Source organism: Salinibacterium sp., from assembly GCF_031364185.1.
Lineage (GTDB): Bacteria > Actinomycetota > Actinomycetes > Actinomycetales > Microbacteriaceae > Rhodoglobus.
Genome location: NZ_JANLVV010000011.1, coordinates 1 through 24,447, shown reverse-complemented (window position 1 = coordinate 24,447; position 24,447 = coordinate 1). Strand labels below are relative to the sequence as shown.

The window sequence follows — 24,447 nt, the reverse complement described above, 5'->3', positions numbered from 1 at the left end:
CCGATGCTGTTGAGCATCAGGCGGCGCTGCTTCTCGCTGCGCGCCGACACGAGCATATGCATCCCGACCCCAAGGTCGAAGCCTTCGAGCAGGAGGTAGCCGATCCAGAGAGCGGCGATCGCGATAAACCAGACAGTGGGTAGGAATTCCATGGGTGCCTCCTAGTACGCAAACGCGAGCACGTCGCGGCGGCCCGGGTCGTCGGGATTGTCGGGATCATTCGGCTTATCGGGGTCGTCTTGATGCTCCGGATGCCCGAGCTCCGGCATCGCGGACGCCACCCCACCCCGCACATACCGCACCAGCAGCCGCACTTCGAAGACGAGGATCGTCGCATACACCAGCGCGAACGCGGCCAGCGAGAACACGATCTCCTCTCCCGTGACACCGGGTGAGACGGCGGCGGCGGTGAACATGAACACACCGTCGACGCCGCCGGGGGTGGGGTTAGGGGCGACCACGAACGGCTGCCTGCCCATCTCGGTGAACACCCATCCGGAAATATTGGCGGCGAAGGGGGCCGCCATGCTCGCCAACCCGGTGATCATCATGATCCTGGACTTCGGTACGGTGCCCCTGCGGGTCAGCCACAGCGTGAGGGCCGCAAATCCCGCCGCGAGAATGCCGAAGCCGATCATCAGCCGGAAGCCCCAGTACGTGACCTCCATGAGCGGCAGGTAGTTGATCGCCTGGCCGGCACGCTCGCCATAGAGCGGGTTGTCGGGCAGATTCGTGCCGTACTTCGCCTGGTACTCGGGGATGAGGGTGTTCACACCCCTGATCTCGGTGGTGAAATCGCCATGAGCGAGAAACGACAGGATGCCGGGGATCTCGATGATTCCCGCGACGTCATTGCAGTTCTGCGAACCGAGGTTGCCGATTGATAGCACCGAGAAACTCGTGCCGTCCTGACAGGCGGCCTCCGCCGCAGCCATCTTCAGCGGTTGCTGCTCGAACATGAGTTTCGCCTGCAGGTCACCGGTGAGGGCGACTCCGCCGAATCCGATGATGGCAACCACGGCGCCCACGCGCAGGCTCGTGATCCAGACCGAGTGGTCGGCGCGGTCGCGGCCCGGGATGTCGAGCCGCTCGCCGACGACGACGTTGCCACGGGCATCCACTGTGTCAATGCCGTCGCGCCGTCGTTGCCAGAGCTGGTACCACGAGATGCCGACCAGGAAGCCGGCTCCGACCGCGAGCGCGCCGGTCAGGGTGTGGCTGTATGCGGTGAGTGCGGTGTTGTTGGTCAGGACGGCCCAGATGTCGGTGAGCACGGGTCGTCCGTCGACGAGCGTGACGCCGACCGGATGCTGCATCCAGGAGTTGGCGACGATGATGAAGAACGCGGAGACAATGGATCCGGCCACCGCAACCCAAAGCGCGGCGAGGTGGAGCCGTTTCGGCAGCCGACCCCAGCCGAAAATCCACAGGCCGAGGAAGGTGGATTCGAAGAAGAAGGCCAGCAGGCCCTCCATCGCCAGCGGCGCGCCGAACACGTCGCCGACGAAGCGGGAGTACTCGCTCCACGCCATCCCGAACTGGAATTCCTGCACGAGGCCGGTGGCCACCCCGATGATGAAGTTGATCAGGTAGAGCTTGCCCCAGAACTTTGTCATGCGGAGGTACTTTTCGTTGCCTGTGCGCACCCACAGGGTCTGCATGATCGCGACCAGGGGGCCGAGGCCGAGCGTGAGCGGCACCATGACGAAGTGGTACACCGTGGTGATGCCGAATTGCCATCGCGCGATCTCGAGCGGATCCATCTGGTGTCCTCCTATAGCAGTGCCACGGGACGGCCGGGCGTCCTCATCATTTCGGCAGGGTGCGTGCACCGACAGGGCCGTTGGTCCCGTTGCGGTAATTTCTACTGCCCGTAGAACTATTTCTACACCGTTGTAGAAGTTATTTCTACCTGAGGTAGAATCGGTGTATGGCAACGCTGGGAGAACTCGAACGCTCCATCATGGATGTGCTGTGGGGGTCACGGGATTCGCTGTCGGCCTACGACCTGCAAGACGCCCTTCCCGACCGGAAACTCGCCTCCACCACGATCCTGACAGTGCTCTCGCGGCTGGAGAAAAAGGGCTTCGTGCTCCGGGATCGCTCCTCCCGACCGCACCGCTACGCTGCCGCCGCTGATCGCGAAGAGCACATGGCCGAGCTGATGCACGAGGTGCTCGGGGGTGCCTCAAACCGCACCGCAGTGCTGGAGAGGTTCGTCGGCCAGGTGAGCGCCGAGGAGGCAGAGACACTCCGCCGCATCCTCAACGGCCGCTGATCGGGATGATTGCGCCGCTGGCGCTCGCCGCGCTCGCCGTGGCCCTCGCGTGGCCGATCCCGTTAGTGCTGGCGCACGTATCCTGGCCGACTCGCGCACCTGCCGCGGCTCTGATCCTCTGGCAGGCGATCGCCATCGCCGGCGGGCTATCGATGATCGGTTCCCTTCTGACCTTTGGCCTCGCTCCGTTCGGTGACGACCTGGTGTCGGGCGCCTATCGCCTCGCCTCGCGCGGCGTCGCGGCCATCTCGCTCGTCAACGCCCTCGCTCTGGCGGGCGCGGTACTGCTCACGTTTCATCTTCTGCTCAATCTGGCGTTGACAATAGTCAGGAGCGAGCGCCAGCGGCGAAGGCACGCGAACCTGCTGTTACTGCTCAGTTCGCCCCTCCCCTCCGGGTCGCGCATGATCGACAGCCCGGCACCCGTGGCGTACTGCCTGCCGGGCGCGATCGGCTCCGTCACGGTCGTCTCCGCCGGGCTCGTCGCGCTGCTCAACGACGAAGAACTCCGGGCGGTCGTCGAGCACGAGAAGGCGCACGTCAGCCAGCGCCATGATGTCGTGCTGGTGGCGTTCCGGGCCTGGTACGCCTCGCTGCCGTGGTTTCCGATCGCCTACCGCGCCCAGCGCGAGGTGGGGCTGCTCATCGAAATGCTGGCAGACGACCGGGCTCGGCGCATTGTGCCTCACTCCGTGCTGGCCAGGGCGATCCTGCTGGTGGGCGCCGGGCGCGGCGGCGAACCCGCCACGGCATCCCTTCGGGACTCGGCTTCGGGCCGGGACTCGGCTTCCGGTGGAGATGGGGCTTCTGGACGGGACTGGGTTTCTGGGCGGGATGCGGCATCCATCGACGACGTGCGCACCCGCTTAGCCCGGCTGGATGCGCGCCCTCTTCCAAAGCTCGCGGAGGCGCTGGTGGTGACCGCCGCCATCGCCCTGCTGGCGGTACCCACGGTGCTGATCTTCGCGCCGGCGGTAGCCCTGCTTCGGTAGCGCTGCTTCGGTAGCGCTGCCTCCCTCCAGCTCCGCAGCCCACGCGCTATCGTTCGTGTGCACTGCACTGCACTGCGCTGCCCTGCACTGCCCTGCGCGCGCACCTCGGTCCGAAATGACGGAGATCTGGCGTACTCCGGCGCGTAGTTCCCGGGATCGTCATGCGGCCGAAGCGCACATCTCCGTCATTTCGGACGGGGTCACAGGCTGGGCTACGTATGGCACAGTGCCATACGTAGCCCAGGGGGAACCTGCCCAGGGGGAACCTGCCCAGGCCGTGAAGGCACTGGTGCGGGCATCCGGCGAGCTCCCCGCCCGTCGACAGGAGAACATCGGCCGCGCTGCCCACCACGACCAGCGCGGCCGAAGACTGGGCCCTGGGGACTCAGCCCTGGGCTGGTGATCGGCGCGACGCGGGCGTGCGCGAGCTGGAGGCGGCGGGGCGCGCCGCCACCGCCCGCGCGGGAGCTCGCTTCGCCGTCACCGCGGCCGCAGCGGCAGGCGCCACCGCGCGCGGCGCGAGGCGCTGCAGCTGTGTGACGTGCTGGGGGGTGAGCTCCTCGATGGATGCCACCTCGAGCAGCTTCATGGTACGCACCACCTGGTCAGAGAGAATCTCGATGGCGCGATCGACGCCCGCGCGACCGCCCGCCATCAGCCCGTACAGGTACGCGCGGCCGATCAGCGTGAACTTCGCTCCGAGAGCCATGGATGCGACGATGTCGGCACCGTTCATGATGCCGGTGTCGACCATCACCTCGACGTCGTTGCCGACCTCGCGCACCACATCCGGAAGCAGATGGAACGGGATGGGTGCCCGATCAAGCTGGCGTCCGCCATGGTTGGAGAGCAGGATGCCGTCGACACCGAGGTCGGCCAGTCGGCGGGAGTCTTCGAGATTCTGCACACCCTTGATCACGATCCTGCCCGGCCACATGGCACGGATGATCTCGAGGTCGTCGTAGTTGATCGAGGGATCCATCGCCGAATCAAGCAGCTCGCCGACCGTGCCGCCGGTGGCGGACAGCGACGCAAATTCGAGCGGCGGTGTGGTGAGGAAATCGAACCACCACCACGGTCGGGGGATCGCGTTGATGATCGTCCCCGCGGTCAGCTGTGGCGGTATCGAGAAGCCGTTGCGCTTATCGCGCAGGCGCGCCCCGGCGACCGGCGTGTCGACGGTGAACATGAGCGTATCGAACCCGGCGGCGGCCGCGCGTTCAACGAGACCGTACGAGATCTCGCGCTGGCGCATCACGTAGAGCTGGAACCAGTTGCGCCCGTGCGGATTCGCCGCCTTGACCTCTTCAATAGTCGAGGTGCCAAGAGTCGAGAGGGTGAAGGGAATGCCGGCCGCCGCCGCCGCACCCGCGCCGGCGATCTCGCCCTCCGTCTGCATCAGGCGTGTGAACCCGGTCGGGGCGATGCCGAAGGGCATGGCGGACGTGCCGCCGAGCACGGTGGTGGTGGTGTCCAGCCGGGAGACATCCTTCAAGATCGACGGGTGGAACTCGATGTCTTCGAAGGCCTGCCGGGCGCGGCCGAGCGACAGCTCACCCTCGGCCGAGCCGTCCGTGTAGTCGAAGGCGGCCTTCGGCGTGCGGCGCTTGGCGATGGTGCGCAGATCGTAGATCGTCAGGGCCGACTCGAGTCTGCGCTTCTTGCCGTTCAGTTCGGGCTTCTTGAACTGCATCAGCGGGATGAGTTCTTTGGGGTTGGGGAAACTGCGCTTAACCATCGATTGTCCGATCTACGTGGGCGAGCAGGCGATCGCGGGCACCCAGGATGTGCTCGCGAAGAAGAGTGGATGCGCGAATGGCGTCGCTGGCCGCGATGGCATCCAGAATCCCCTGGTGTTGCGCGGCAACCTGGGCCGCGCTGATCAGGTGGGCAGACTGAACCTGCCCGATACACAGCTCGATTTCGCCCATCAGGAGTTCATGCATCCTGGAAAGTCGCGGGCTCGGCTGGCCCGCGACGAGTGCCCGGTGAAAGTCGATGTCGTGCGGGGCGAAGTCTGCCGCAGTGCAAACGTTGCGGTTCGCCCGGACTGCGGAGGGGGGAACGGTTCCGCCGCCGGCCAGTGCCGTGACGGCCTCGATCTCGATGAGGGCGCGGTTATAAAAGAGGTCGATGATGTCGTCGCGGCTGAGCACCGGCACCTGCGCGGCGTGGTGCGGCTCCCGACGCAGCAGTCCGTCGGCCACGAGCCGTTCGATAGCCAGGCGCGCGGTCGGGCGGGCAACCCCGAAACGCAGGGCGACGGCCGATTCGGTCAGGGCCGAGCCCGGGGCATCCTGCTGGGAAAGGATGCTCGCTCTCAACTGGTCGTAGATCGCGCCGGGGAGAACAGGGGTAAGAACAGGGATCGCTTCGTGCACCATGCCGCCCCCGCCTCGTTGTGGATGCCCGTGCTGTGTACCGGCCCGTGGTGACCTGTGTTCCACAACGAAGGATTGTCTGACAATCTAGCAGATTGTTAGACAATCAGCCACCGTGCGGTTAGTCGACCCTCCGGTTGTCGATGGCGTCGCGGTTCCAGTCGATCCCGAGCCCCGGGGTTTCCGGAGCGTGCGCGCGACCGTCCCGGATGACCATCTCGGTGTTCGTGATGGAGCGCAATTGTGGGATGTGTTCCACATATCGTCCGTTCGGGATCGCGGCCACAAGGCTTACGTGCAGCTCCATCAGGAAGTGAGGACATACCGAGACGTTGAAGGCTTCCGCCAGGTGTGCCACCTTGAGCCACGGCGTGATGCCGCCGATGCGCGCGACATCAACCTGCACGATGCTGGCGGCTCCACGTTCGAGGTAGTCGCGGAATTGTGCGATCGAATACATCGACTCGCCGACGGCGATGGGGATGCTGGTGGATTGCGCGAGCCTCACGTGCCCGGCGACGTCGTCTGCGGGCAGCGGCTCTTCAAGCCAGAACAGGTCGACTTCCTCGAAGGCGCGCGCCCGACGGATCGCTTCGGCGGAGGTCATCGACTGGTTGGCATCAACCATGATGTCCATTCGATCGCCCACGGCGGCGCGCACAGCGAGCAGTCGTTCGAGATCTTCGCGGTGGTTGGGCTTGCCTACCTTGAGCTTGAGGCCGCCCCAGCCGGCGTCGCGTGAGGCGACCGCCCCCGACACCAGCTCATCCTGTGTCAGATGAAGCCAGCCGCCCTCGGTGTCGTACAGGGGCACGTCTTTGCGGTAGCCGCCTGCCACCTCCCATAGTGCAGCGCCAGCACTCTTGCACTTGATGTCCCACAGGGCCGTGTCGACGGCGGCGAGCGCCAGCGAGGTGATTGCTCCCACGGTGGTCGCCCGGGTTGAGGCAAACAGATCCATCCAAAGGTGCTCGATGTGGGCCGCATCCTGGCCCACAAGGCGAGGCACCAGATGGTTGCGAAGCATGGAAAGAACTGCGCCACCACCGGTACCGATCGTGTACGAGTAACCGGTGCCGGTCAGGCCGTCGTCGGTGTCGATCTCGACGAATACCGTTTCCTGTTTGAGGAAGCTCTGGACGGCATCGGTGCGAACCGTTTCCACCTCCAGGTCGACGAGGTAGGCGCGCGCGTTGACGATCGTGGACATGGGCTGTGCCTTCCGCTAAGCAGTGTCTGCAATACAAAATCCTATAGTATCCTCACATCGGCCGTGCCGCGTTATAGTGGGGAAAAGTCACGCCAGATAGTCCGAATACCGTGCAGAGGAGCGAGATCGAGCATGACGACCAACGTCGACAGTGATCTGGTGCTGAGCCGCATGCCGCCTCGGCTTGTTCTTGCCGACGAGGTGTATTCGCGGCTCAGGACTCTCATCATGGAGAGCTCGATTCTTCCCGATACCCGCATCAACATCGAGGATGTGGCCCGTCAACTCGACGTATCGCCCACCCCGGTGCGTGAATCGCTCGCGCGCCTCGAGTCTGATGGACTCGTCGACAAGCTCCCGCTCAAGGGCTACCGCACAACCGAGTTGCTCGATCGCGATGCGATTCGCGAACTCTACGAGCTGCGCCTGCTGCTCGAACCCAACGCGGCGGCCCAGGCGAGCGCGGGCATGACCTCGGCGCGCGCCGACAGGCTCCGCGCTGAGGTCCAGTCCGGCTCGTCCCACGTGCAGGCACATGCCGGCAACGACACTTCGTACCAGGAACTCTCACACCACGATGTTCGCCTGCACGATCTCGTGCTGGAGCTGGCAGGCAACGAAACCATCCGGAGGGCGTATGCGCGCACCCATTGCCACCTGCATATCTTCCGGCTCTCCTACTCGGGAACATTCGGTACCCACACCATCGACGAGCACGCCGCCGTCGTAGACGCCATCACGTCGGGTGATGCCGCGGCCGCCGAGTCGGCAATGTCACGGCACATCGTGGCATCCCGCGACCGCACACTCAGCCATTTCGATGTCGGCTTAGCAGCAGGGATTTAGCTAGCGCGGCAGGTACTGCCTCGGCGCGAAGGCACTCGCCACCAGGCGACGGAGTGCTTCCAGCGATCCGGTGACGAGCCGCTGCGCACGGGCCTGGATCAGAACGTTTCCGATGGCGGTGGCCTCGACGGGGCCAGCGAGCACCGGCATCCCGCTGCGATCCGCGACGAGTTGGCACAGCAGGTCATTCTGTGAACCGCCGCCCACGATATGGATGACCCTGACCTTCTTCCCCGACAGGTCTGAGGCCGCGCGCACCGCATCCACGAATGCCACGCTGAGGCTCTCGACGATGCTGCGCACGAACTCCACACGGGATCGGGGCGGCTCAAGCCCCCGCTCGACACACCAGAGCGAAATGCGGGCGGGCATGTCGCCGGGGGCCAGGAAGCTCGGATCGTTCGCATCGAAGAGGGGCACAGGTGACGTGAGCCCGGATGCCGCGGCCAGCAACTCCGGCAGGTCATGGTGATCCCACTGTCGCAGGCATTCGCTCAGCAGCCACAGGCCCATCACGTTATGCAGGTAGCGCACGCGGCCGTCGACGCCGTACTCGTTCGTGAAGTTCGCGTCTCGCGAGGCGGCGGTCAGCACGGGAGCCTCGAGCTCGACCCCGACCAGCCCCCAGGTTCCGCAGGAGATGTAGGCGAAATCCGGGTCCGTCGCGGGTACGGCCACGACGGCTGACGCCGTGTCGTGCGATCCGACGGCGGTCACGGTGCCAGGTAGGTTCAGCTCGGGACGGGGTGTGCCTACGGTGGTTCCGGGGGCAATCAACTCGGGGAAGATTCGCCTCGGCAGGCCGAGCAGCTCGATGAGCGGGTCATCCCATCGCCCTGTCGCGACGTCGAGCAGCCCCGTCGTTGACGCATTCGTCCGCTCGGCGAACTGCTCACCGGTAAGCCAGAAGTTGAGGAGATCGGGCACCAGGAGGAACTCGTCGGCGCCAGAGAGGTCAGCCTCGGCGGCCAGTTGGTACAGGGTATTGAACGGCAGAAACTGCAGCCCGTTCCTGCGGTAGAGATCCTCGGGGGGCACGAGTGCATGCACTCGCTCGATGGCCGGCGTCGTGCGCTCGTCGCGGTAGTGGAACGGGGCTTCGAGCATCCGGCCCCCTTTGATCAGCGCGTAATCCACGGCCCAGGAGTCGACGCCGATGCTGCAGATCTCCGGATCTTCACGAGCCGCGGCGGCCAGCCCGTCGAGCACCCTCAAGTAGAGCGCGTCGATATCCCAGTGCAGCTCGCCGTGGGCCTCGACCGGCCCGTTGGGGAACCGCGTGACCGGCCGCACGCTGAGCTCGTTGTGGCCGACATGGCCGAGCATCACCCGACCGCTGGTGGCCCCGAGGTCGACCGCGGCGACGGCGCTGGTCATCGCAGGCCCGCCCATCCCGCGCCCAAATGAAGGAGATTTCGTGCACAGTGCCCACGGATCCGCATGATCAGGCGCGGTAAGGGGAAATCTCCTTCATTTGGGAGGGGCACGGCGACCGCGGCGACGGCGCTGGTCATCGCAGGAAGGCGGCCGCGACGCCGGCGTCCACGGGGATGTGCAGGCCGGTCGTGTGGCTGAGATCGGAGGTGCAGAGCACGAACACGGCGTTGGCAACGTTCTCGGGCAGCACCTCGCGCTTCAGCAGCGTGCGCTGCGCGTAGTACTTGCCCAGGTCGTCTTCGGCGACTCCGTAGACGGCGGCGCGCTTGGCGCCCCAGCCCCCCGCGAAGATTCCCGAGCCGCGCACGACCCCATCCGGATTGATGCCGTTGACCTTCACGCCGTACTCGCCGAGCTCGGCCGCCAGCAACCGAACCTGGTGAGCCTGATCTGCCTTCGTTGCCGAATATGCAATGTTGTTGGGCCCCGCGAACACCGAGTTCTTCGACGAGATGTAGATGATATCGCCCCCCAGCTTCTGGTCGATCAGTACTTTGGCAGCGGCGCGCGACACCAGGAACGAGCCCTTCGCCATGACGTTGTGCTGCAGGTCCCAGTCGGCGACGGTCGTCTCGAGCAGGCTTTTCGACAGCGACAGCCCGGCGTTGTTCACCACGAGATCCAGGCCTCCGAATGCCAGTATCGTCTGGTCGACCGCAGACTGAACGGCGCTTTCGTCGGTCACGTTCGCGACGACGCCGATGGCGACGTCGCTGTTGCCGAGCTCGGCCGCTGCCTCCTGCGCCCTGGCCAGGTCGAGGTCCGCGATGACGACGCAGGCTCCCTCGGCAGCGAGGCGGGTGGCGATGGCTTTGCCAATTCCGGATGCCGCTCCCGTGACCAGTGCGATCCTGCCGGCGAGCGGCTTCGGTTTCGGCATCCGCTGCAGCTTGGCCTCTTCCAGCGACCAGTACTCGATCCTGAACTTCTCCGCATCCGAAATGGGTGAGTACGTAGAGATGCCCTCGGCCCCGCGCATCACGTTGATGGCGTTGACGTAAAACTCGCCGGCGACTCGAGCGGTCTGCTTATTGGCACCGTAGCTGAACATGCCGACGCCCGGGATCAGCACGATCGCCGGGTCAGCGCCGCGCATCGAAGGGCTTCCTTCCACCGAGTGCGTGTCGTAGTACGCCGCGTAATCGTCGCGGTAGCTGGCGTGAAGCTCGTCGAGTCTGGCGATGGATGCCTCGACCGTCGCGTCAGCGGGAAGATCCAGCATGAGCGGCTTCACCTTGGTGCGCAGGAAGTGGTCGGGGCAGCTCGTGCCCAGCGCCCCCAGTCGCACGTGTTCGGCAGACGCGAGAAAGTCGGTGACCACCGCCGCATCGGTGAAGTGGCCCACCTGAGGGCGATCTGTTGAGACCAGACCGCGGATGTGCGCAGCCAGGGCCGCGGCCTTCGCGAGTCGCTCCTTGGCGGGCAAGGCGGCATAACCGTCGAGCGGCGGGCCGAAGGGTTCGGCCTTGCTGTGACCCGCGATGAACTCTTCGGCCGTCTTGATGATCCACAGGCTGTTCGCCTCGGCGGTGTCGCTCGTCTCCCCCCAGGCGGTGATGCCGTGCCCGCCGAGAATGCAGCCGACCGCTTGCGGGTTGGCGGCCCTGATCGCGGCAATGTCGAGCCCGAGCTGAAACCCGGGTCGTCGCCACGGCACCCAGGCCACCCGGTCACCGAACGCCTTCGCGGTCAGGGCCTCGCCGTCGGCTGAGGTGGCGAACGCGATGCCGGAGTCTGGATGGAGGTGGTCGACGTGGGCGGCATCCACCAGCGCGTGCATGGCCGTGTCGATCGAGGGGGCAGCACCACCCTTGCCGTGGAGTCCGCCTTTTCCGAAGAGGCAATGATCGAAGGCGGCGACCATCTCGTCTTCGCGATCGAGGCCAGGGTAGACGTCGACGAGCGCGCGTAAGCGATCCAGCCGGAGCACTGCGAGCCCAGACTCCGTGAGCGTGCCGAGGTCACCGCCGGAGCCCTTCACCCACAGCAACTCGACCGGCTCACCGGTCACGGGGTCGATCTCGCTGCCCTTGGCTGAGGTGTTTCCTCCGGCATAGTTGGTGACCCGTGGGTCGGAGCCGAGCCGGTTCGATCGGGCGACGAGCTCGGCGGCAGTGGCGTTGTTCATGGGGCTACTTTCCGTAAAAGGTGGAGGTCAGACCTGGCGGAAGTCGATGCCGAGCAGGTTGGCGGCGGCCCGGTAATCGGCGGCGCGGTGGCCGAGGGAAAGCGACCAGTGGTGACCGATGCCCGTGCCGCTCCACTCATCCACCCACTCGCCGGGGTCGCGGTCGAAGTCCACTCGGGAGGTGGTGTTACCAATGGCCAGCAGCGGGCCGGGCACCACGACGCCCTCGGATGCGACGAAGGCAAGCGACCCGTCCCTGTCCTGTCCGAGCCCGAGCAGGGTGACCGGGCCGTGCCGCACGTCGAACTCGACGCTGACGCCGTAGCCGCGCTTGCCGTGATAGATTCCCAGCCCCCGCAGCAGTGGCTCGCGCGAGCTCACGGCGAGATGCGCGGGCCCGTCATGGCCCATTTCGACCACATTGTCTTCGAAGTTCAGCGCCTGTATCTCGCAAAACGATCCGCCGGCGCCGACCACCTGGGTCACGAGCTGGGCCACCGTGGTGCGTAGCTCGTATTCGCCGGTGGCGGGGATGCCGCGTGCCGTCAGCAGCGACGCGCCCAGGATCATCCCGGCCCCGAGCCGTTCGTGTTGCTCACCGTCGAGCCCGCGATGGTAGTAGGCGAGGCTGTCGAGGTCGAAGTCGTCGACGAGTCGGTCGAGGCCGACAGACACCCTGGCCCCCCAGGCGAAGTCGTCGTCGACGACCGAATCATCGAGGGTGAAGATCTGGCGCGCGAGGTCCATGCGCGCGGCCGTCTCCTGGTCTGTGACCTTCTCGACGCGCACGCGCAGGTCGTCGAATTCGAGCACCTCGACGTGTGAGCCGAACGTGGCCGGCAGGAGAGTGAGGTCGGTCGAGACATCCAGCATCCCGGGGTAGACGTGGCCCATCAGGCCGTGCCTGGCGTGGCGCAGCGCGGCGCGAACATCGGCCGCCCTGATCCATCGGCCGATCCGCTCCCACGCCGAATCCTGTTCCAGGTAGCCCGAAACGGATCGGAACGGGATGCCTGCTCGACGGAAGACGTTACCGATTTCGGGGATCGAGCACTGCCCGCAGTAGGCCAACCACTCCCCGGTGCCGAAGGTGGCGTGGTCCATCGTGAGGGTGGGCTGCAGGTCGATCACGAGCACGGGAACGCCCGCACGCTGCGCGATCGGCAGCACCATCGACGAGGTGAGATAGGTGGTGATGAACATCACGATGAGGTCGCAATCGGCTCGCCGCAGGGTCTCCGCCGCCACGGCCGCCTCCTGCGCGTCGGACACGAATCCGACGTCGATGACCTCGCCATCCATCTTCTCGAAGCGGTCGACGACGTAGCGGGTCGATTCCTGCAGTTGCGGCAACAACTGTGGAAACTGCGGCCAATAGGCACCCAGTCCCCCGGCCACCAGCCCGATTCGGGTCTTGCGGCGAACCTTCGGGGGCAGCAGTGTGCTGATATCGGTGCTCATGCTCCCCATCCTGCCTGCAGGCCGCCCACGCGATCCGCTGCGATCTGTGACTGGTATCCGGATGCCGCGTAGGCGGCCATCGGGTTGCCGGCAAGTCCGCGCGACTCGCGCCAGCCGGCCAGCGCCGGGCGCACGTCGGTGTAGAACGCGTCCATGAGGATCGCGTTGGCGCCGAGCACGTCGCCCGCGTCCTGTGCCGCCCGCAGCGCGTCGCCGTCGACGAGGAGGGCACGCGCGGTCATCTCCTGCACGTTGAGTACCGAGCGGATTTGCCCGGGGATCTTGTCTTCGACGTTGTGGCACTGGTCGAGCATGAAGGCGACGTCCGGGTTGCCCAGCCCACCGCCGCGCACCACCTCGAAGAGGATGCGGAACAGCTGGAACGGGTCTGCCGCCCCCACGATGAGGTCGTCGTCGGCGTAGAAGCGTGAGTTGAAGTCGAACGAGCCGAGCTTGCCCAGGCGAAGCAGCTGCATCACGATGAACTCGATGTTGGTGCCGGGAGCGTGGTGGCCGGTGTCGAGGCAGACCAGCGCACGGTCTCCGAGTGCGGCCACCTGCGCATAGCTGGTGCCCCAGTCCGGAACATCCGTGTGGTAGAAAGCGGGCTCGAAGAACTTGTACTCGAGCACGAGGCGTTGGTTTTCTCCGACGCGGGCATAGATTTTCGCGAGCGAGTCGGCCAGGCGATCCTGACGACCGCGGAGGTCACCCTGGCCGGGGTAGTTGGTGCCGTCCGCGAGCCAGACTTTAAGGTCGCGGGAGCCCGTGGCATCCATGATGTCAATGCAGTCGAAGTGATGATCGATGGCCTTCTGGCGCACGGCGGCATCGGTGTGGGTGAGCGAGCCAAACTTGTAGTCGTCATCCTGGAACGTATTCGAGTTGATGGTGCCGAGCTTCACGCCATGGTCGCCCGCGAACGCGCGAAGTGCGACGTAGTCATCGACCCTGTCCCACGGGATGTGCAGAGCGACGCTGGGCGCGAGGGCGGTGAATTCGTGCACCTTCGCGGCGTCCGCGATCTTCTCCCGCGGCGTGCGGGGCGTGCCCGGCGTCGCAAACACCTTGAACCGGGTTCCGGAGTTGCCGAATGCCCACGAGGGCAGCTCGATGGCCTGGGCCTCGAGAAGCGGGGTGATGGAATCGAAGCTGGTCACGGGGCATCCTTTGATAGCTGGTCGTGCAGGTTGAAGATCTCGGGCAGGGTGGTGGCGCTCTGGTCGGGTCGGCCATCGAGTGCCACGAAGAAGTCGGCCATGGCGAATTCCCACGGCGTGGTACGTGGGTCTGTTGATAGCGCGGTCTGGGATGCTTCGACCGAATCAGTGTCGTAGTAGCCGATCAGCGTTCCGTCATCGTGCCGGAAGAGTGAGTAGTTGCGTCGTCCCGAATCTTCGATCGCTTCGAGCATTTCGCGCGGGACATTCGCGTGGCGCGCGCGATACTCGCCGAGCCGTTCGGGCCTGACCTGCAAACGGAAGCACACACGTTCGGCCATCGGTCCGTCTCCATAATTGAATCGTTTTAAGAATCGTACAAGAATACGAGGATTCGGCGACTAATGCAAGCCGAGCTATGACAAGATTGAACGATTCAATCGAGGAGTGCGCCATGGCTACGACAAGTGTGCGCGACGTAGCGGCCCGAGCCGGCGTGTCGGTCGGGACGGTCTCGAATGTGATGAACCACCCCGGGAAGGTCACGCCAGCGACAGCAGCCCGCGTCACAGCCGCGATCGAGGAACTCGGATTCATCCGCAACGACGCTGCGAGGCAGTTGCGCGACGGTCGGAGCAAGACCATCGGGCTTGTCGTTCTCGACGTGCGCAACCCTTTCTTCACCGATGTTGCGCGCGGTGCGGAAGACGCTGCGGCCGAGGCAGGACTTTCGGTGACACTCGGTAACAGTGATGAGAATACCGATCGCGAGTCGGCCTATCTCGACCTCTTCGAACAACAGCGCGTGCACGGAGTGCTGATCTCGCCCTATTCAGACATCACGGCGCGACTGCTGCGGTTGCGTGCCCGCGGCATCCCGGCTGTCCTCGTGGACCGAACCTCGAGCGACCTCTCCTTTAGTTCGGTCTCCGTTGATGACGTCGCAGGCGGACGGCTGGCGGTGGCCCACCTCATCGCGCAGGGCCGGCGGCGGCTCGTATTTCTCGGCGGGCCCCTCGAGATTCGCCAGATCTCTGATCGCCTCGAGGGTGCCAGGCAGGCGATTGCGGGAACGGGCGCCACGCTCGAAGTGATCGAACTTTTAGCCCTCAGCGTGCTTGAGGGGCGCTCTGCGGCATCCCAGATCGTGCTCCGTCGTGTGGAAGACCGACCGGATGGAATCTTCGCCGCCAACGATCTTGTGGCGACCGGAGTTCTGCAGGCGCTCGTGATGCAGGGCGCCGACGTGGCGGTGCCGGGTGAGATCGCCCTCATCGGCTACGACGACATCGACTTCGCGGCCGCCGCGGTCGTGCCGCTTTCATCCATTCGCCAACCCAGCACGCTGATCGGCAGGACCGCTGTGGAGATCCTCCTCGACGAGGCCGCCGACTCTGCCCTTCCCGCGCGCCAGATTGTCTTCCAGCCCGAACTCGTGGTGCGGGCATCATCCGGCGGCTAATCGTCGAGCGCGACGTACGGCGCGCTACTGTGGGGCCGCGATCGATTCGATGCTGACGAATCGGACCCGTCCGTCCGGCCACTATTGGCAGAAAAGGGCGACGGCCAGCGTCCGTAGTAATTGGCCAGCGTATTTGCGCATTCAATCTCGATGGTGTTGAGCCCGGCGATGAGCTCGAGTACCACGTGCGCATCGGGCGAGTAGATGGTGCTGAGGGCTCTGCCGTTCAGGATCACCCGAGCCGACCCCACGGGACCATCCACTCTCAGCTGGGCAGACGTCGCGCGATCCGCATCGACGGTGGTCGAGTAACGAACGATCCCTGAGAAGTCTGAGAGACCCCATTCGGCCCAGTCACCCAGTCGGTCGACACGAATTGGTCGAGTACGCCAGCGCAGCGGCCGGGTGATGGCGCCCGCGGTCGTGCCGAGGTCTACCGGGGTTGCGATCGTGAGGTCGAGGAAGCCGGCCGACCACGTGGCATCCGGTTCAAGGGTGACAACCGACACCACGGCAGCAGCATCCTGGCCATCGACGCCACTTTCTTGGTTGTCTGCCGAGATCACGCATTCGAGGCCGGCAATGCTCGCCGCGATGACTGGCCCGTGCGCGGTGACCTCGAGCCGAACGGCACCTGGCGGGGGCGTGACCCTCAGAGTGACCTCGCGCTGAACGCCCGCCACGCTGAACGGTGCGCTCGGCGCATCGCCCCACCACCACCGCAATCGGCTTCTCGGGGCATTCGCGCCACCGTCACCTCCCATCACGACCCACGCACGTGTCGGCTGATCCGCAGACACCTGCACTCGCAGGAGCACCTGGGTGGTCGAATTCGGGGTATCGACCTCGATCTCGCACCCCGTTACAGACATATCCCGAAGCGACCACGGCGGAAACACTCGAGCCTCGTCCTCAGGCGATTGGATCACCCGCGTGCCGTCGACCCATACCGCGTAAGCCGCCCTCCCACCCGCGCGAAGTATCTCGTGCGAAGTGGGACTCGGCGCTGCGGCCGTGAAGTAGTACAGACTGCCGGCCGCCGCGTCGGAGTCGAGGGCGAGCGGGTCGATGAACTCTGGCGGCACGCCCTTCAGGCCGTGCGGCCCGGTCATGGTGTCGAGAAGCAACGGGTCGCGGTCGAGCCCGGTCGTCGGCGAGAACACATAGGGGCGCCAAGCGACGGCTCGATCCTCCAGAACGACCGGCTGATCAAAGTTCGGCACAGAGCCCGGAAGCCAGGACTCGATGTCTGCCGCCTCAACCGGGCTGATTGGGCCGAGCGCCATCATGCGAACCCCGTGGTCGATGATGGAGGGCACCGGGTGGCCGTCGGAGGACAGGACGTCGACCCGAACGCTTTCAACCCCGAGGTCACCCGGCGAGCTCGAGAAATCGAGAAAGCGGTTGTCGAGTGTGGGCTCGATCTCGATGGTCCAGGGGCCGAACTCGAATTGCTCGCCACCGTCGACAACCCCGGCGACAACCGCGGCGGCCAGCGGGAGGCTGGCGAGCACCGGGGTCGAGCCCGTCGAGTCACCAATTCGACCCGCGACGACCACGGCGTAATCTGGAGATAGCTCGAATTCGATCATGCGCGGGGTTCCGGATGCCGGGAGCGCACCTACGAGCCCGGTCTGCAGATCCCATAATTCCGGCTCGACCAGGTCGTCGGGTATGCACAGTTTCGCCATGACCGAAGTGCCCGTGTGATTGGTGACAAAGAAGATCGTGCCATCGAGGAGCACACGCCGACGTACACGAACTCCGGGAGTCTGAGAGACGATGACGCCGCTATGGCTGGTCGAGAGCACCATACCCGCCAGTTGCGACTCGTCAATAAGTTGCCATTCCGGTTGTGGTTCAGAACCCTGGGAGCGGTTGGGCAGGGCGTCGACAGCGAGCACACGTCCACCCCCTGCCTCAAATTCATGGAGCCGTTTCTGAGCGGCGGCACTCACGTGGCGCGCTCCCGGGGATACGACAATCGAAAAAGTGGATCGCCCGATGGTCAGTTGCCCGCCATCGACGGTTGCCGACGCGATCCGTGACAGCGGAGCAAGAGTGGGGCGGATGCCCGCATCCAGTAGCTTCTCCACCACAGTCGTCACGCGTTCGGGGCCGATCGAATCAGGCCCCTCGACCACGAGGTCGGCTGATGGATCGATCACCAGGATGTCGGTTTGCTCCGATCCGGCCTGAAGCAGAGAGCTTGCTCGCGAGATGTAATCCCAGAGTGGTTGTGAGTGGTTCCACCACGGCTGTCGGAAATGGAAGTCAGGCGATGCCCACTCCCACCATCCACCCTCGGTCGTGAAGTTGAGGCCGTGCATGATCACGTGGTTTGCTCCCGCCGCAAACCCCTCATTGAGCCCACGAAGGATATCTACGGGGGCGACACCCCACCCGCTGCTGTGAAACGCTTCGTTCGGAATGAGCGGCCGGTCGTCCAGCTGCGCGATCGATGAACTTACCGCAAAGGCGAAGCGGTTGCGAGGCCCCCTGAGATCTGGGTCATCATTTCCGGGGCCGTGGTACCACCGCATCGTTTCGAGGAAGTCGGCGTAGTGATGCTGGCCCAGCCGCAGGTCACCGCGGCTGAGCTGGTCCATGATCAGCAGGCATCCACGAGCATCGATCCATTCGAAGATCGGGCGAAAGTAGTGGCGCTCGAGGAGGTCGACGACAATCGCACGATAGCGAGCGCGGTAGGCAGAGGTGTCGGGCCCGAGATCATGCCACAGCGCGTGCTTCATGACGGTGAGGTCGAATTCGGTCTCGAGTTCGGCCGCAACCAGGTCGTTCCACATCGGCATCGTGATGCCGAGATCGAGTTCATCCTGGAAGAAGATCTTGAAGGCGGAGCCAAACAGGCCCGGGAGCTCCTCCTCGAATCGGCGGTAGAACAGGTCGATTACGGCGTCGGCAGCATCCGGATGCATCGGATCGAATGCCGTTCGCTTCGCATCGATCACACCGCCCCGAAGTCGAATTGTGCTGATCGTCCATTCGCCGGGTTCCGACCACTGCAGGGCGCCGTTGTCGACGTCGCTGACGGGAATAGCGATGGTTTCCGAGGTGCCGCCGCGAATGGCAAGCAGAGAGACGAGGTCTCCCTCTCCACTCAGCTCGACTCGGCAGGCTCCACCGACGGCAATTGACGCCTCGACGAGCGTTCCCGGGTGCAGCCCGACCGTTCGCGCCGCCGCCCTGCGCAGTACTGGACCGATAACGCAGAATTCCTGGATGTTGGCGGTCATCCCCAACTCGGCGCTGCGGCCCACAAACCAGCGGAAGAGGTCCCACCACTCGGGGCTAAACGGCGCGGGGTGTTGGTGATCCAGATCACCCTGCGGGAGGTGGCTGTAGCCGACGATGGTGCCGCCGATTCCCTTCTCGGCGAGTTGGCGAAGTTGCCAGTCCAGGCGGTCCCTATCGAGGTCGGCGCCGGTCCACCAAAAGCAGGGAGTGGGACTCGAAGCGGGAGCGGGGTTCTCGAGGAATTTGCGCGCGTCGGCCAGGGTGGTGGGGTTGCGTTGGGGCATTCGATCCTCAAAGTCTTCGGTTCAGCAGGTTCACCTTGCCAGACCGGCGGTCGGTGATTCTCCCAGCGCGCAGCAGAGCCTCCGCTGCGTGAAGAAAGTGGGTGGTGGCGGACAATACCCGCCACCACACACTTGGTCTTGAAGTATTACTTGGCCAGGCTGTCCCACTTCGCGTCCAACGCAGCCACGAAGTCATCAATCGACCCGCCGCCGATGAGTGCCTCTATCGCCTTGTTGTACTCGGCGCCCCATCCACTCGGCGGTGCGTCGTCGCCCGAAATGGTGGTCGGGAACGGCCACACCCGAGTGAATGCGGAGTCTTCAGTGAGCGTGATCGTGTCCAGTGTGGCCTGGGTCGTTTTCGCTGGTGGGGTGATGCCACCCTTGATGACCGACAGCTGGCCGTCGCTCACCATCACGGACTCGGCATAGCCGACCGAGGTCGCAAGACCAATGGCGACTTTCTGCGCTTCGTCCGGGTGCTTGGTCGACGCCGAAACGTAGAGAGAAGCTCCCTGCGAAACTGCAATGACGTTTTCGTCACCAGGGGTCAGGAAGACGCCGGAGGTGAAGCCCGTCGTAGCAGCCGATGCGGCCCATCCACCCATCGGCCACATCGCGTACTTGCCCGTGGCCCACTCTGTTGACGCCTGCGCGTAGTTGAGGCTCAGAGCGTCCGCGTTGAACATGCCAGCATCACGAATGTCGACGAACTTCTGCACTGCAGAGCGGAACTCGGCGCTGTCGAACTTGACGGTGCCTGCCTTACGCTCTTTGAGCCAGTCGGCGTTCTTGCTGATGACATCGCTGTCGACGAACCCGTCGAGGAGGTACTCGTTCGCCCAGGCGTCTGACGAGCTCTGGAGCAGGATCGGGGTGAAGCCCGCCGCGGTGAGCTTGGGGCCCGATGCCTTCAGCTCGGCGAACGTAGTCGGCGTGCTGATGCCCGCCGCTGCGAATGCGTCCGGGTTGTAGTACAAACCGTTCATCATGAACGCGCCCGACGTGAGGTTGTACTGCTTGCCGTCGACCGCGCCGAAACCTTCAGCGGCATCGATTCCGTCGTATGCCGACGCGGGGAACGGCAGCAGTGCGCCAGCCTCCACGAAGTCAGTAAGCGGAGCATCCCAGATCACGTCTGGCAGCTGCCCGCTTGCGAGCAGTTGCTTCGCGTAGGCCTGCCGATCGAGGTCAGGGGTGTACAGCAGCTTGATGCTGATGTCCGGGTTTTCCTTCTCGATTGCGGCCGCTTGATCCTCCCAAAAACTCTTCGGAAGGTTGGGACTTGTGAAGGTAAGGAAGCTCACCTCGGTCTTGCCCGAGCCAGAGCCACCGTCAGCATCAGGGCTGGCGCAGCCGGCGAGTGCCAGCGATATGACCGCCGCCGTCGAGGCCGCGAGCGCAAGTGTGCGCGAGATTTTCATCGATACTCCTTTGTATTTGGAAGCCAGGTCACGTGGTGTGCCCAAAATAGCTACCCGACGAATCGGGTCATACGGGGGAGCTTTGTAGAAGATCAGATGTTTGTCAATGACGGCATGTCCATAAGAGTGAATCGTTACAAAAATAATGCTAGCCTGAGCGAGAACCCGTAACTGATCGTCTGATTAGGCGAGTTACAGCACATTCCTGAAATGCAGTATTTCCACCGAATCGACGAGGATGATGCTGCCGACAACGGGCTGGGACCAAAAAATGGCCTCGATCTGCGATGAATCTTGACGGAGGCCATGCGCTGACGCATCTGGTTCCTGAGTTGAAAGTGATCCTATGTTTTTGCACTGCGAGGCAGGTCGGTACCTAACTGTTCGTTCAAACCAAGGGGGTGTCCGAAAGTGGGCCTAATCGGATCGGCAGCCCCGGTGCAGGGCGCATCCCGCACGAACGAGTTGACGCAGACGCCGGGGGTATCCTCGCCCGGTCACCCTCTTCCGCCATCCCGTCGTCGTAAGCCATGGTGGCGATCTCGAGGAGCCAAACTCTTCCTCGCACTCGGCCTTCCCGGCGTGGCCATGTATGCCCTAGGCGTGATGATTCCGCTGGGGCTCGCGGTTCGATACTCCGTGTCTGACATCAACCTCCTCAATGGACTCGGGGATTTCGTTGGTGTTCAGAACTACATCGATGTGCTCACGGATCCAGAATTTTGGGGAGCCTTCGGTTTCACGATGATCCTGACTGTCGGTTCCGTCGTTGTCGCTAACGGGGTCGGGGTGACACTCGCGGTTATTCTGAACAAGAGTCGGCGTTCCTTCCACGTGCTGAGAAGCATCACCTTCATCCCCTCTGTACTTGCTGGCGTCGTCGTGGCTTTCATTTGGTCGACGATTCTGACCGATAGGGGAACGCTCAATGTTCTTCTCGGCAATCTCGGGCTCGCCAGCCTGCAGACCAGCTGGTTGGGATCCCAGCTCGGCGCACAGGTCAGCGTCATTTTTGTTTCCGTATGGCCATCCATTGGATTCGGCACGATCATTTATCTGGCCGGTTTGCAATCCGTGCCCCAGGAACTCCTCGAGGCCGCATCCGTAGATGGCGCGAGCCCCGCTCGAACCTTCCGGGCGATTACCTGGCCGCTGCTACGGCCCGCCCTCTTCGTGACGTCCACGATGATGGTGATCGGTGGATTTAAGGCCTACGACATCTCCGTGGTGCTCACCGGTGGTGGCCCGGCCGGTGCGACCGACACACCGGCATTCCAGATCTTGCGACACGGCTTCAATGAAAACCGGGCAGGTTACGCAAATGCCGAGGCGATCATCCTGCTGCTCGTGCTCGTTATCGTCGCGCTGGTTAGCGTGGCACTCAACAACCGGGGAGAAAAATCGTGAGCACAGCGACGCCAACTCGAACCCGCCTACCGGATTCCGACCGCACGACGTGGCTTCGATACGTGATCGCGGTCCTTGCCGTCTTCACCTATGCCGTGCCGCTGTATATCGCGATCGTCAACGCATTCAAGACCAACGAACAGATAGCGGCATCTCCCATTGCCTTGCCGGCGCCATTCACTCTCGAAAACATCATCGATGTCTTTGCGAACCCTGACTCGGATTTGCTGGGAACACTGCTTCGAACCGTGGTGGTGACAGCATCGAGCGTGGTGCTCATCGTCATTCTGGGCTCGATGCTCGGCTACTACATCGGCCGCAACGACAGGACATTTCAGCGCGTACTCCTGATTGTTCTCATGCTTGGCCTGTCGATCCCCTCGCAGGTTCTGCTGATTCCGGTCAGTCAGACACTCAGGTCGGTTGGCCTGCTTAATACGTACCAGGGACTGATCCTTTACAACGTCGCGTTCTACGTTCCCTTCGCGGTGCTGATCTTCTCCCGTTTTGTGCGCAGCATTCCGGTAGAACTCGACGAGGCGGCTGCCATCGACGGGGCGGGACCATTGCGTACATATTTCACCATCGTCTTCCCGCTGATGCGCCCCGCAGCGGCGAGCGTGACGATCTTCGTGAGCATCTGGATCTGGAATGACTTTGTGAACCCCCTCATCCTGCTCGGCCCCGCCACGGGAACGACGATCATGGCGGGCCTCTATCGAACCCTGGGCCAATACACCTCCAACTTTGGTGGGGTGTTCGCCTACATGTTCGTGGCCTCGCTGCCCGTGTTGATTCTGTTCCTCGTTCTCCAACGCGCTTTTGTCAGCGGGCTTACGTCGGGGGCATCCAAGGGCTAGTCGACACTATTTTGCGGGCCGATCCTCCTCATAATCGCACCATATAGGTACGATGACCACATGACTATGGATGACATCGCCGTCGCCGCGCCGGTGATTGGACGCTCACAGACTGATGTCGTGATCCAGGGCGTGAAAGACATGATCACCAGTGGCCAGCTCGTGGCTGGTTCGCGCTTGCCGGTGGAAAAGGATCTGGCGGCATTGCTATCAGTGTCGCGCGGATCGCTGCGCGAAGGAGTTCGTGCCCTCGCCACTATGGGCGTGCTCGAGACGCGACAGGGTGACGGCACCTACGTCACCTCACTCGACGCAAACCTGTTGCTGACATCCATGGGATTCATGGTCGACCTCCAGACACCCGCCAACAGCGCGCACCTGCAGTCCGTCAGGCGAGTACTGGAGTCTGAGGCGGCATCCCGGGCGGCATCCCGCATTACCGACGAGCAGCTCGCCGCGGCCAAGGCTGTGCTCGACGAGGTGGAGCCGCTGTTTGGGGTGACCGAGATGGACCACGACAGGATTATGGATGCCGACCTCGCCTTTCATCGCATCATCGCGAGTGCGGCTGGCAACCCCGCACTCGATGCGCTGATTGAGGCACTGGCCAGCCGTACGATCCGAGCCCGGATGTGGCGGGCCATCAGCAAGAATGGCGCCCTCGCCGAAACCCAGGCCGAACACCGCTCGATTCTGGCCGAACTGGTGGCCAGAGACGGCGACCGTGCGCGCATCCGGATGTCGAATCATCTCCTCGGAGTCGAGGAGTTCATCGATAGCCACGCGGCTGACTCCACGGCTGACGACCAATAGACGCCGTCACCCGCTCCCGGCTGCGGGCACGGCGACGAGCGTGAAGAACGCCGCGTCGCTCCACCTGGTCCGCCGCGCCTAGGCTCACAGCATGAGGTTCATGCTCACGGCCGGTGTCATCGCCCTGGTGCTCTCCGGGTGCGCAGCCACCTCGTCGGCCACCCCCACCACACCTTTCGCGGTGTTCCCCGTCGGCGCCGACGTCGACTATCAGCTCGGTGGCGCCTACCCGCCCCCGCCGTCGGTCACCGTGGTCACGCGCGATAGCCTGGACGACCCCGCGCCCGGCCTGTACTCGATTTGCTACGTCAATGCTTTCCAGACCCAGCCCGGCGCCGAGTGGCCAGACGATCTGGTCGTGCTCGAGGCATCCGGAGCAAGGCTGGTCGACCCCAACTGGCCCGACGAGAACATCATCGACATCTCGAGCGCAGCGAAGCGAGTGGATGCCGCTGCGAAAGTCACCGTGTCGATCGACCGGTGCGCCTCCGCCGGTTTCGACGCCGTCGAGTTCGACAACCTCGACTCGTACACTCGCTCGCAGGATGCCCTGACCCTCGACAATGCCGTCGACTTCGCTACCGTTCTCGTCGTCCACGCTCATAAATTGGGGCTCGCCGCAGGCCAGAAAAACACCGGTGAACTCGGCACGCGGGGCCGTGATGACATCGGATTTGATTTTGCTGTGCTGGAGGAGTGCGACCAATTCGATGAGTGTGCCAGTTTCACTGATGTCTACGGCGACGCTGTCATCGACATTGAGTACACAGACGAGCTGCGCCGGCCCTTTGCCCAGGTATGTGCCGATGCCGCGACACCGGCATCCACAATCCTGCGCGATCGTAATCTCTCGCCGGCTGGGAGCAGCGAGTACGTGTATGAAAGCTGTTGAGCCCGCAGCGGGGTTTAATAGACACATGCCACTTACAGGGGAATACGCACCGAGCACTTCCGACTGGGCTCGCACACAGGCCGAGCGCTACGAGGCGACCGATGGTGCCGAAGGCGGCGAACTGCGCGGCATGCCCGTGATCGTGCTGACGACG

At 64.1% G+C, this 24,447-nt stretch carries 21 protein-coding genes; 9 read left to right on the top strand and 12 right to left on the bottom strand.

Translation table 11 applies throughout. From position 1 onward, the window contains the following. Positions 1–152, bottom strand: a 152-nt coding sequence (locus RMN95_RS00940; protein WP_309615104.1) for a cytochrome d ubiquinol oxidase subunit II, incomplete at its 3' end; no start/stop codon positions are given. A 9-nt stretch (positions 153–161) separates the two neighbouring features. Then, the gene (locus tag RMN95_RS00935) at positions 162–1,763 is read right to left on the bottom strand and encodes a cytochrome ubiquinol oxidase subunit I (protein WP_309615103.1); all 1,602 of its coding nucleotides are present in this window, start codon (positions 1,761–1,763) and stop codon (positions 162–164) included. Between the two features lie 167 nt (positions 1,764–1,930). Here RMN95_RS00935 and RMN95_RS00930 point away from each other — a divergent pair, with 167 nt between their 5' ends. The 3 genes from RMN95_RS00930 (at position 1,931) to RMN95_RS00920 (ending at position 3,673) form a co-directional block, all read left to right on the top strand. Beyond that, on the top strand, positions 1,931–2,278 hold the full coding sequence (locus RMN95_RS00930) for a BlaI/MecI/CopY family transcriptional regulator (RefSeq protein ID WP_309615102.1): 348 nt from the start codon (positions 1,931–1,933) through the stop codon (positions 2,276–2,278). A 5-nt stretch (positions 2,279–2,283) separates the two neighbouring features. Next, a complete protein-coding gene (locus tag RMN95_RS00925; RefSeq protein ID WP_309615101.1) occupies positions 2,284–3,270 on the top strand; it encodes a M56 family metallopeptidase in 987 nt (328 codons plus the stop codon). A gap of 115 nt (positions 3,271–3,385) precedes the next feature. Then, positions 3,386–3,673, top strand: coding sequence for a hypothetical protein (locus RMN95_RS00920; protein ID WP_309615100.1), 288 nt, complete (start codon positions 3,386–3,388; stop codon positions 3,671–3,673). Here the strand turns inward: RMN95_RS00920 and RMN95_RS00915 are convergent. The 3 genes from RMN95_RS00915 to RMN95_RS00905 all read right to left on the bottom strand — a co-directional run bounded on the left by RMN95_RS00915 (position 3,656) and on the right by RMN95_RS00905 (position 6,861). Continuing rightward, positions 3,656–5,008 (bottom strand): alpha-hydroxy acid oxidase, encoded by a 1,353-nt coding sequence (locus tag RMN95_RS00915; protein ID WP_309615099.1) that lies wholly within the window; start codon positions 5,006–5,008, stop codon positions 3,656–3,658. The genes RMN95_RS00920 and RMN95_RS00915 overlap by 18 nt on opposite strands. Beyond that, positions 5,001–5,654 carry a GntR family transcriptional regulator gene (locus tag RMN95_RS00910; protein WP_309615098.1) on the bottom strand — a complete coding sequence of 218 codons (654 nt, stop codon included), beginning with the start codon at positions 5,652–5,654 and terminating at the stop codon, positions 5,001–5,003. Before RMN95_RS00910 ends, RMN95_RS00915 begins: the two co-directional genes overlap by 8 nt. A gap of 118 nt (positions 5,655–5,772) precedes the next feature. Further along, positions 5,773–6,861 carry a mandelate racemase/muconate lactonizing enzyme family protein gene (locus tag RMN95_RS00905; RefSeq protein ID WP_309615097.1) on the bottom strand — a complete coding sequence of 363 codons (1,089 nt, stop codon included), beginning with the start codon at positions 6,859–6,861 and terminating at the stop codon, positions 5,773–5,775. Positions 6,862–6,993: 132 nt separating this feature from the next. On the opposite strand from RMN95_RS00905, the gene RMN95_RS00900 reads away from it, so the two are divergent. Further along, positions 6,994–7,707 carry a GntR family transcriptional regulator gene (locus RMN95_RS00900; RefSeq protein ID WP_309615096.1) on the top strand — a complete coding sequence of 238 codons (714 nt, stop codon included), beginning with the start codon at positions 6,994–6,996 and terminating at the stop codon, positions 7,705–7,707. On the opposite strand, the gene RMN95_RS00895 is transcribed toward RMN95_RS00900, so the two are convergent. From RMN95_RS00895 to RMN95_RS00875, 5 genes are all read right to left on the bottom strand, one after another. After that, positions 7,708–9,084: a rhamnulokinase family protein gene (locus RMN95_RS00895; RefSeq protein WP_309615095.1), complete on the bottom strand. Its 1,377-nt coding sequence runs from the start codon at positions 9,082–9,084 to the stop codon at positions 7,708–7,710. It abuts the gene before it with no gap. A 133-nt stretch (positions 9,085–9,217) separates the two neighbouring features. Beyond that, positions 9,218–11,272 carry a bifunctional aldolase/short-chain dehydrogenase gene (locus tag RMN95_RS00890; RefSeq protein ID WP_309615094.1) on the bottom strand — a complete coding sequence of 685 codons (2,055 nt, stop codon included), beginning with the start codon at positions 11,270–11,272 and terminating at the stop codon, positions 9,218–9,220. A gap of 27 nt (positions 11,273–11,299) precedes the next feature. Next, complete coding sequence (locus tag RMN95_RS00885) at positions 11,300–12,733, bottom strand: L-fucose/L-arabinose isomerase family protein (RefSeq protein WP_309615093.1); 1,434 nt, start codon at positions 12,731–12,733, stop codon at positions 11,300–11,302. Then, the gene (rhaI, locus tag RMN95_RS00880) at positions 12,730–13,893 is read right to left on the bottom strand and encodes an L-rhamnose isomerase (protein ID WP_309615092.1); all 1,164 of its coding nucleotides are present in this window, start codon (positions 13,891–13,893) and stop codon (positions 12,730–12,732) included. The genes RMN95_RS00885 and rhaI overlap by 4 nt, the downstream gene beginning before the upstream one ends. Then, on the bottom strand, positions 13,890–14,234 hold the full coding sequence (locus tag RMN95_RS00875; protein WP_309615091.1) for an L-rhamnose mutarotase: 345 nt from the start codon (positions 14,232–14,234) through the stop codon (positions 13,890–13,892). The genes rhaI and RMN95_RS00875 overlap by 4 nt, the downstream gene beginning before the upstream one ends. 113 nt (positions 14,235–14,347) lie before the next feature. On the opposite strand from RMN95_RS00875, the gene RMN95_RS00870 reads away from it, so the two are divergent. Continuing rightward, on the top strand, positions 14,348–15,355 hold the full coding sequence (locus RMN95_RS00870; RefSeq protein ID WP_309615090.1) for a LacI family DNA-binding transcriptional regulator: 1,008 nt from the start codon (positions 14,348–14,350) through the stop codon (positions 15,353–15,355). Here the strand turns inward: RMN95_RS00870 and RMN95_RS00865 are convergent. Together RMN95_RS00865 and RMN95_RS00860 are read right to left on the bottom strand one after the other, a co-directional pair. Continuing rightward, the gene (locus RMN95_RS00865; RefSeq protein WP_309615089.1) at positions 15,352–18,897 is read right to left on the bottom strand and encodes a hypothetical protein; all 3,546 of its coding nucleotides are present in this window, start codon (positions 18,895–18,897) and stop codon (positions 15,352–15,354) included. The two genes, RMN95_RS00870 and RMN95_RS00865, sit on opposite strands and share 4 nt — an antisense overlap. Positions 18,898–19,043: 146 nt before the next feature. Continuing rightward, positions 19,044–20,321, bottom strand: a complete 1,278-nt coding sequence (locus RMN95_RS00860; protein WP_309615088.1) for an extracellular solute-binding protein — start codon at positions 20,319–20,321, stop codon at positions 19,044–19,046. A gap of 411 nt (positions 20,322–20,732) precedes the next feature. On the opposite strand from RMN95_RS00860, the gene RMN95_RS00855 reads away from it, so the two are divergent. The 4 genes from RMN95_RS00855 to RMN95_RS00840 all read left to right on the top strand — a co-directional run bounded on the left by RMN95_RS00855 (position 20,733) and on the right by RMN95_RS00840 (position 24,293). Next, positions 20,733–21,728 (top strand): sugar ABC transporter permease, encoded by a 996-nt coding sequence (locus tag RMN95_RS00855; RefSeq protein ID WP_309615087.1) that lies wholly within the window; start codon positions 20,733–20,735, stop codon positions 21,726–21,728. Continuing rightward, positions 21,725–22,588: a carbohydrate ABC transporter permease gene (locus RMN95_RS00850; RefSeq protein WP_309615086.1), complete on the top strand. Its 864-nt coding sequence runs from the start codon at positions 21,725–21,727 to the stop codon at positions 22,586–22,588. Before RMN95_RS00855 ends, RMN95_RS00850 begins: the two co-directional genes overlap by 4 nt. Before the next feature lie 60 nt (positions 22,589–22,648). Further along, the gene (locus RMN95_RS00845; protein ID WP_309615085.1) at positions 22,649–23,401 is read left to right on the top strand and encodes a FadR/GntR family transcriptional regulator; all 753 of its coding nucleotides are present in this window, start codon (positions 22,649–22,651) and stop codon (positions 23,399–23,401) included. A 91-nt stretch (positions 23,402–23,492) separates the two neighbouring features. Next, entirely contained in the window at positions 23,493–24,293 is an 801-nt protein-coding gene (locus tag RMN95_RS00840) for an endo alpha-1,4 polygalactosaminidase (RefSeq protein WP_309615084.1), read from the top strand. Positions 24,294–24,447 lie beyond the last annotated feature (154 nt).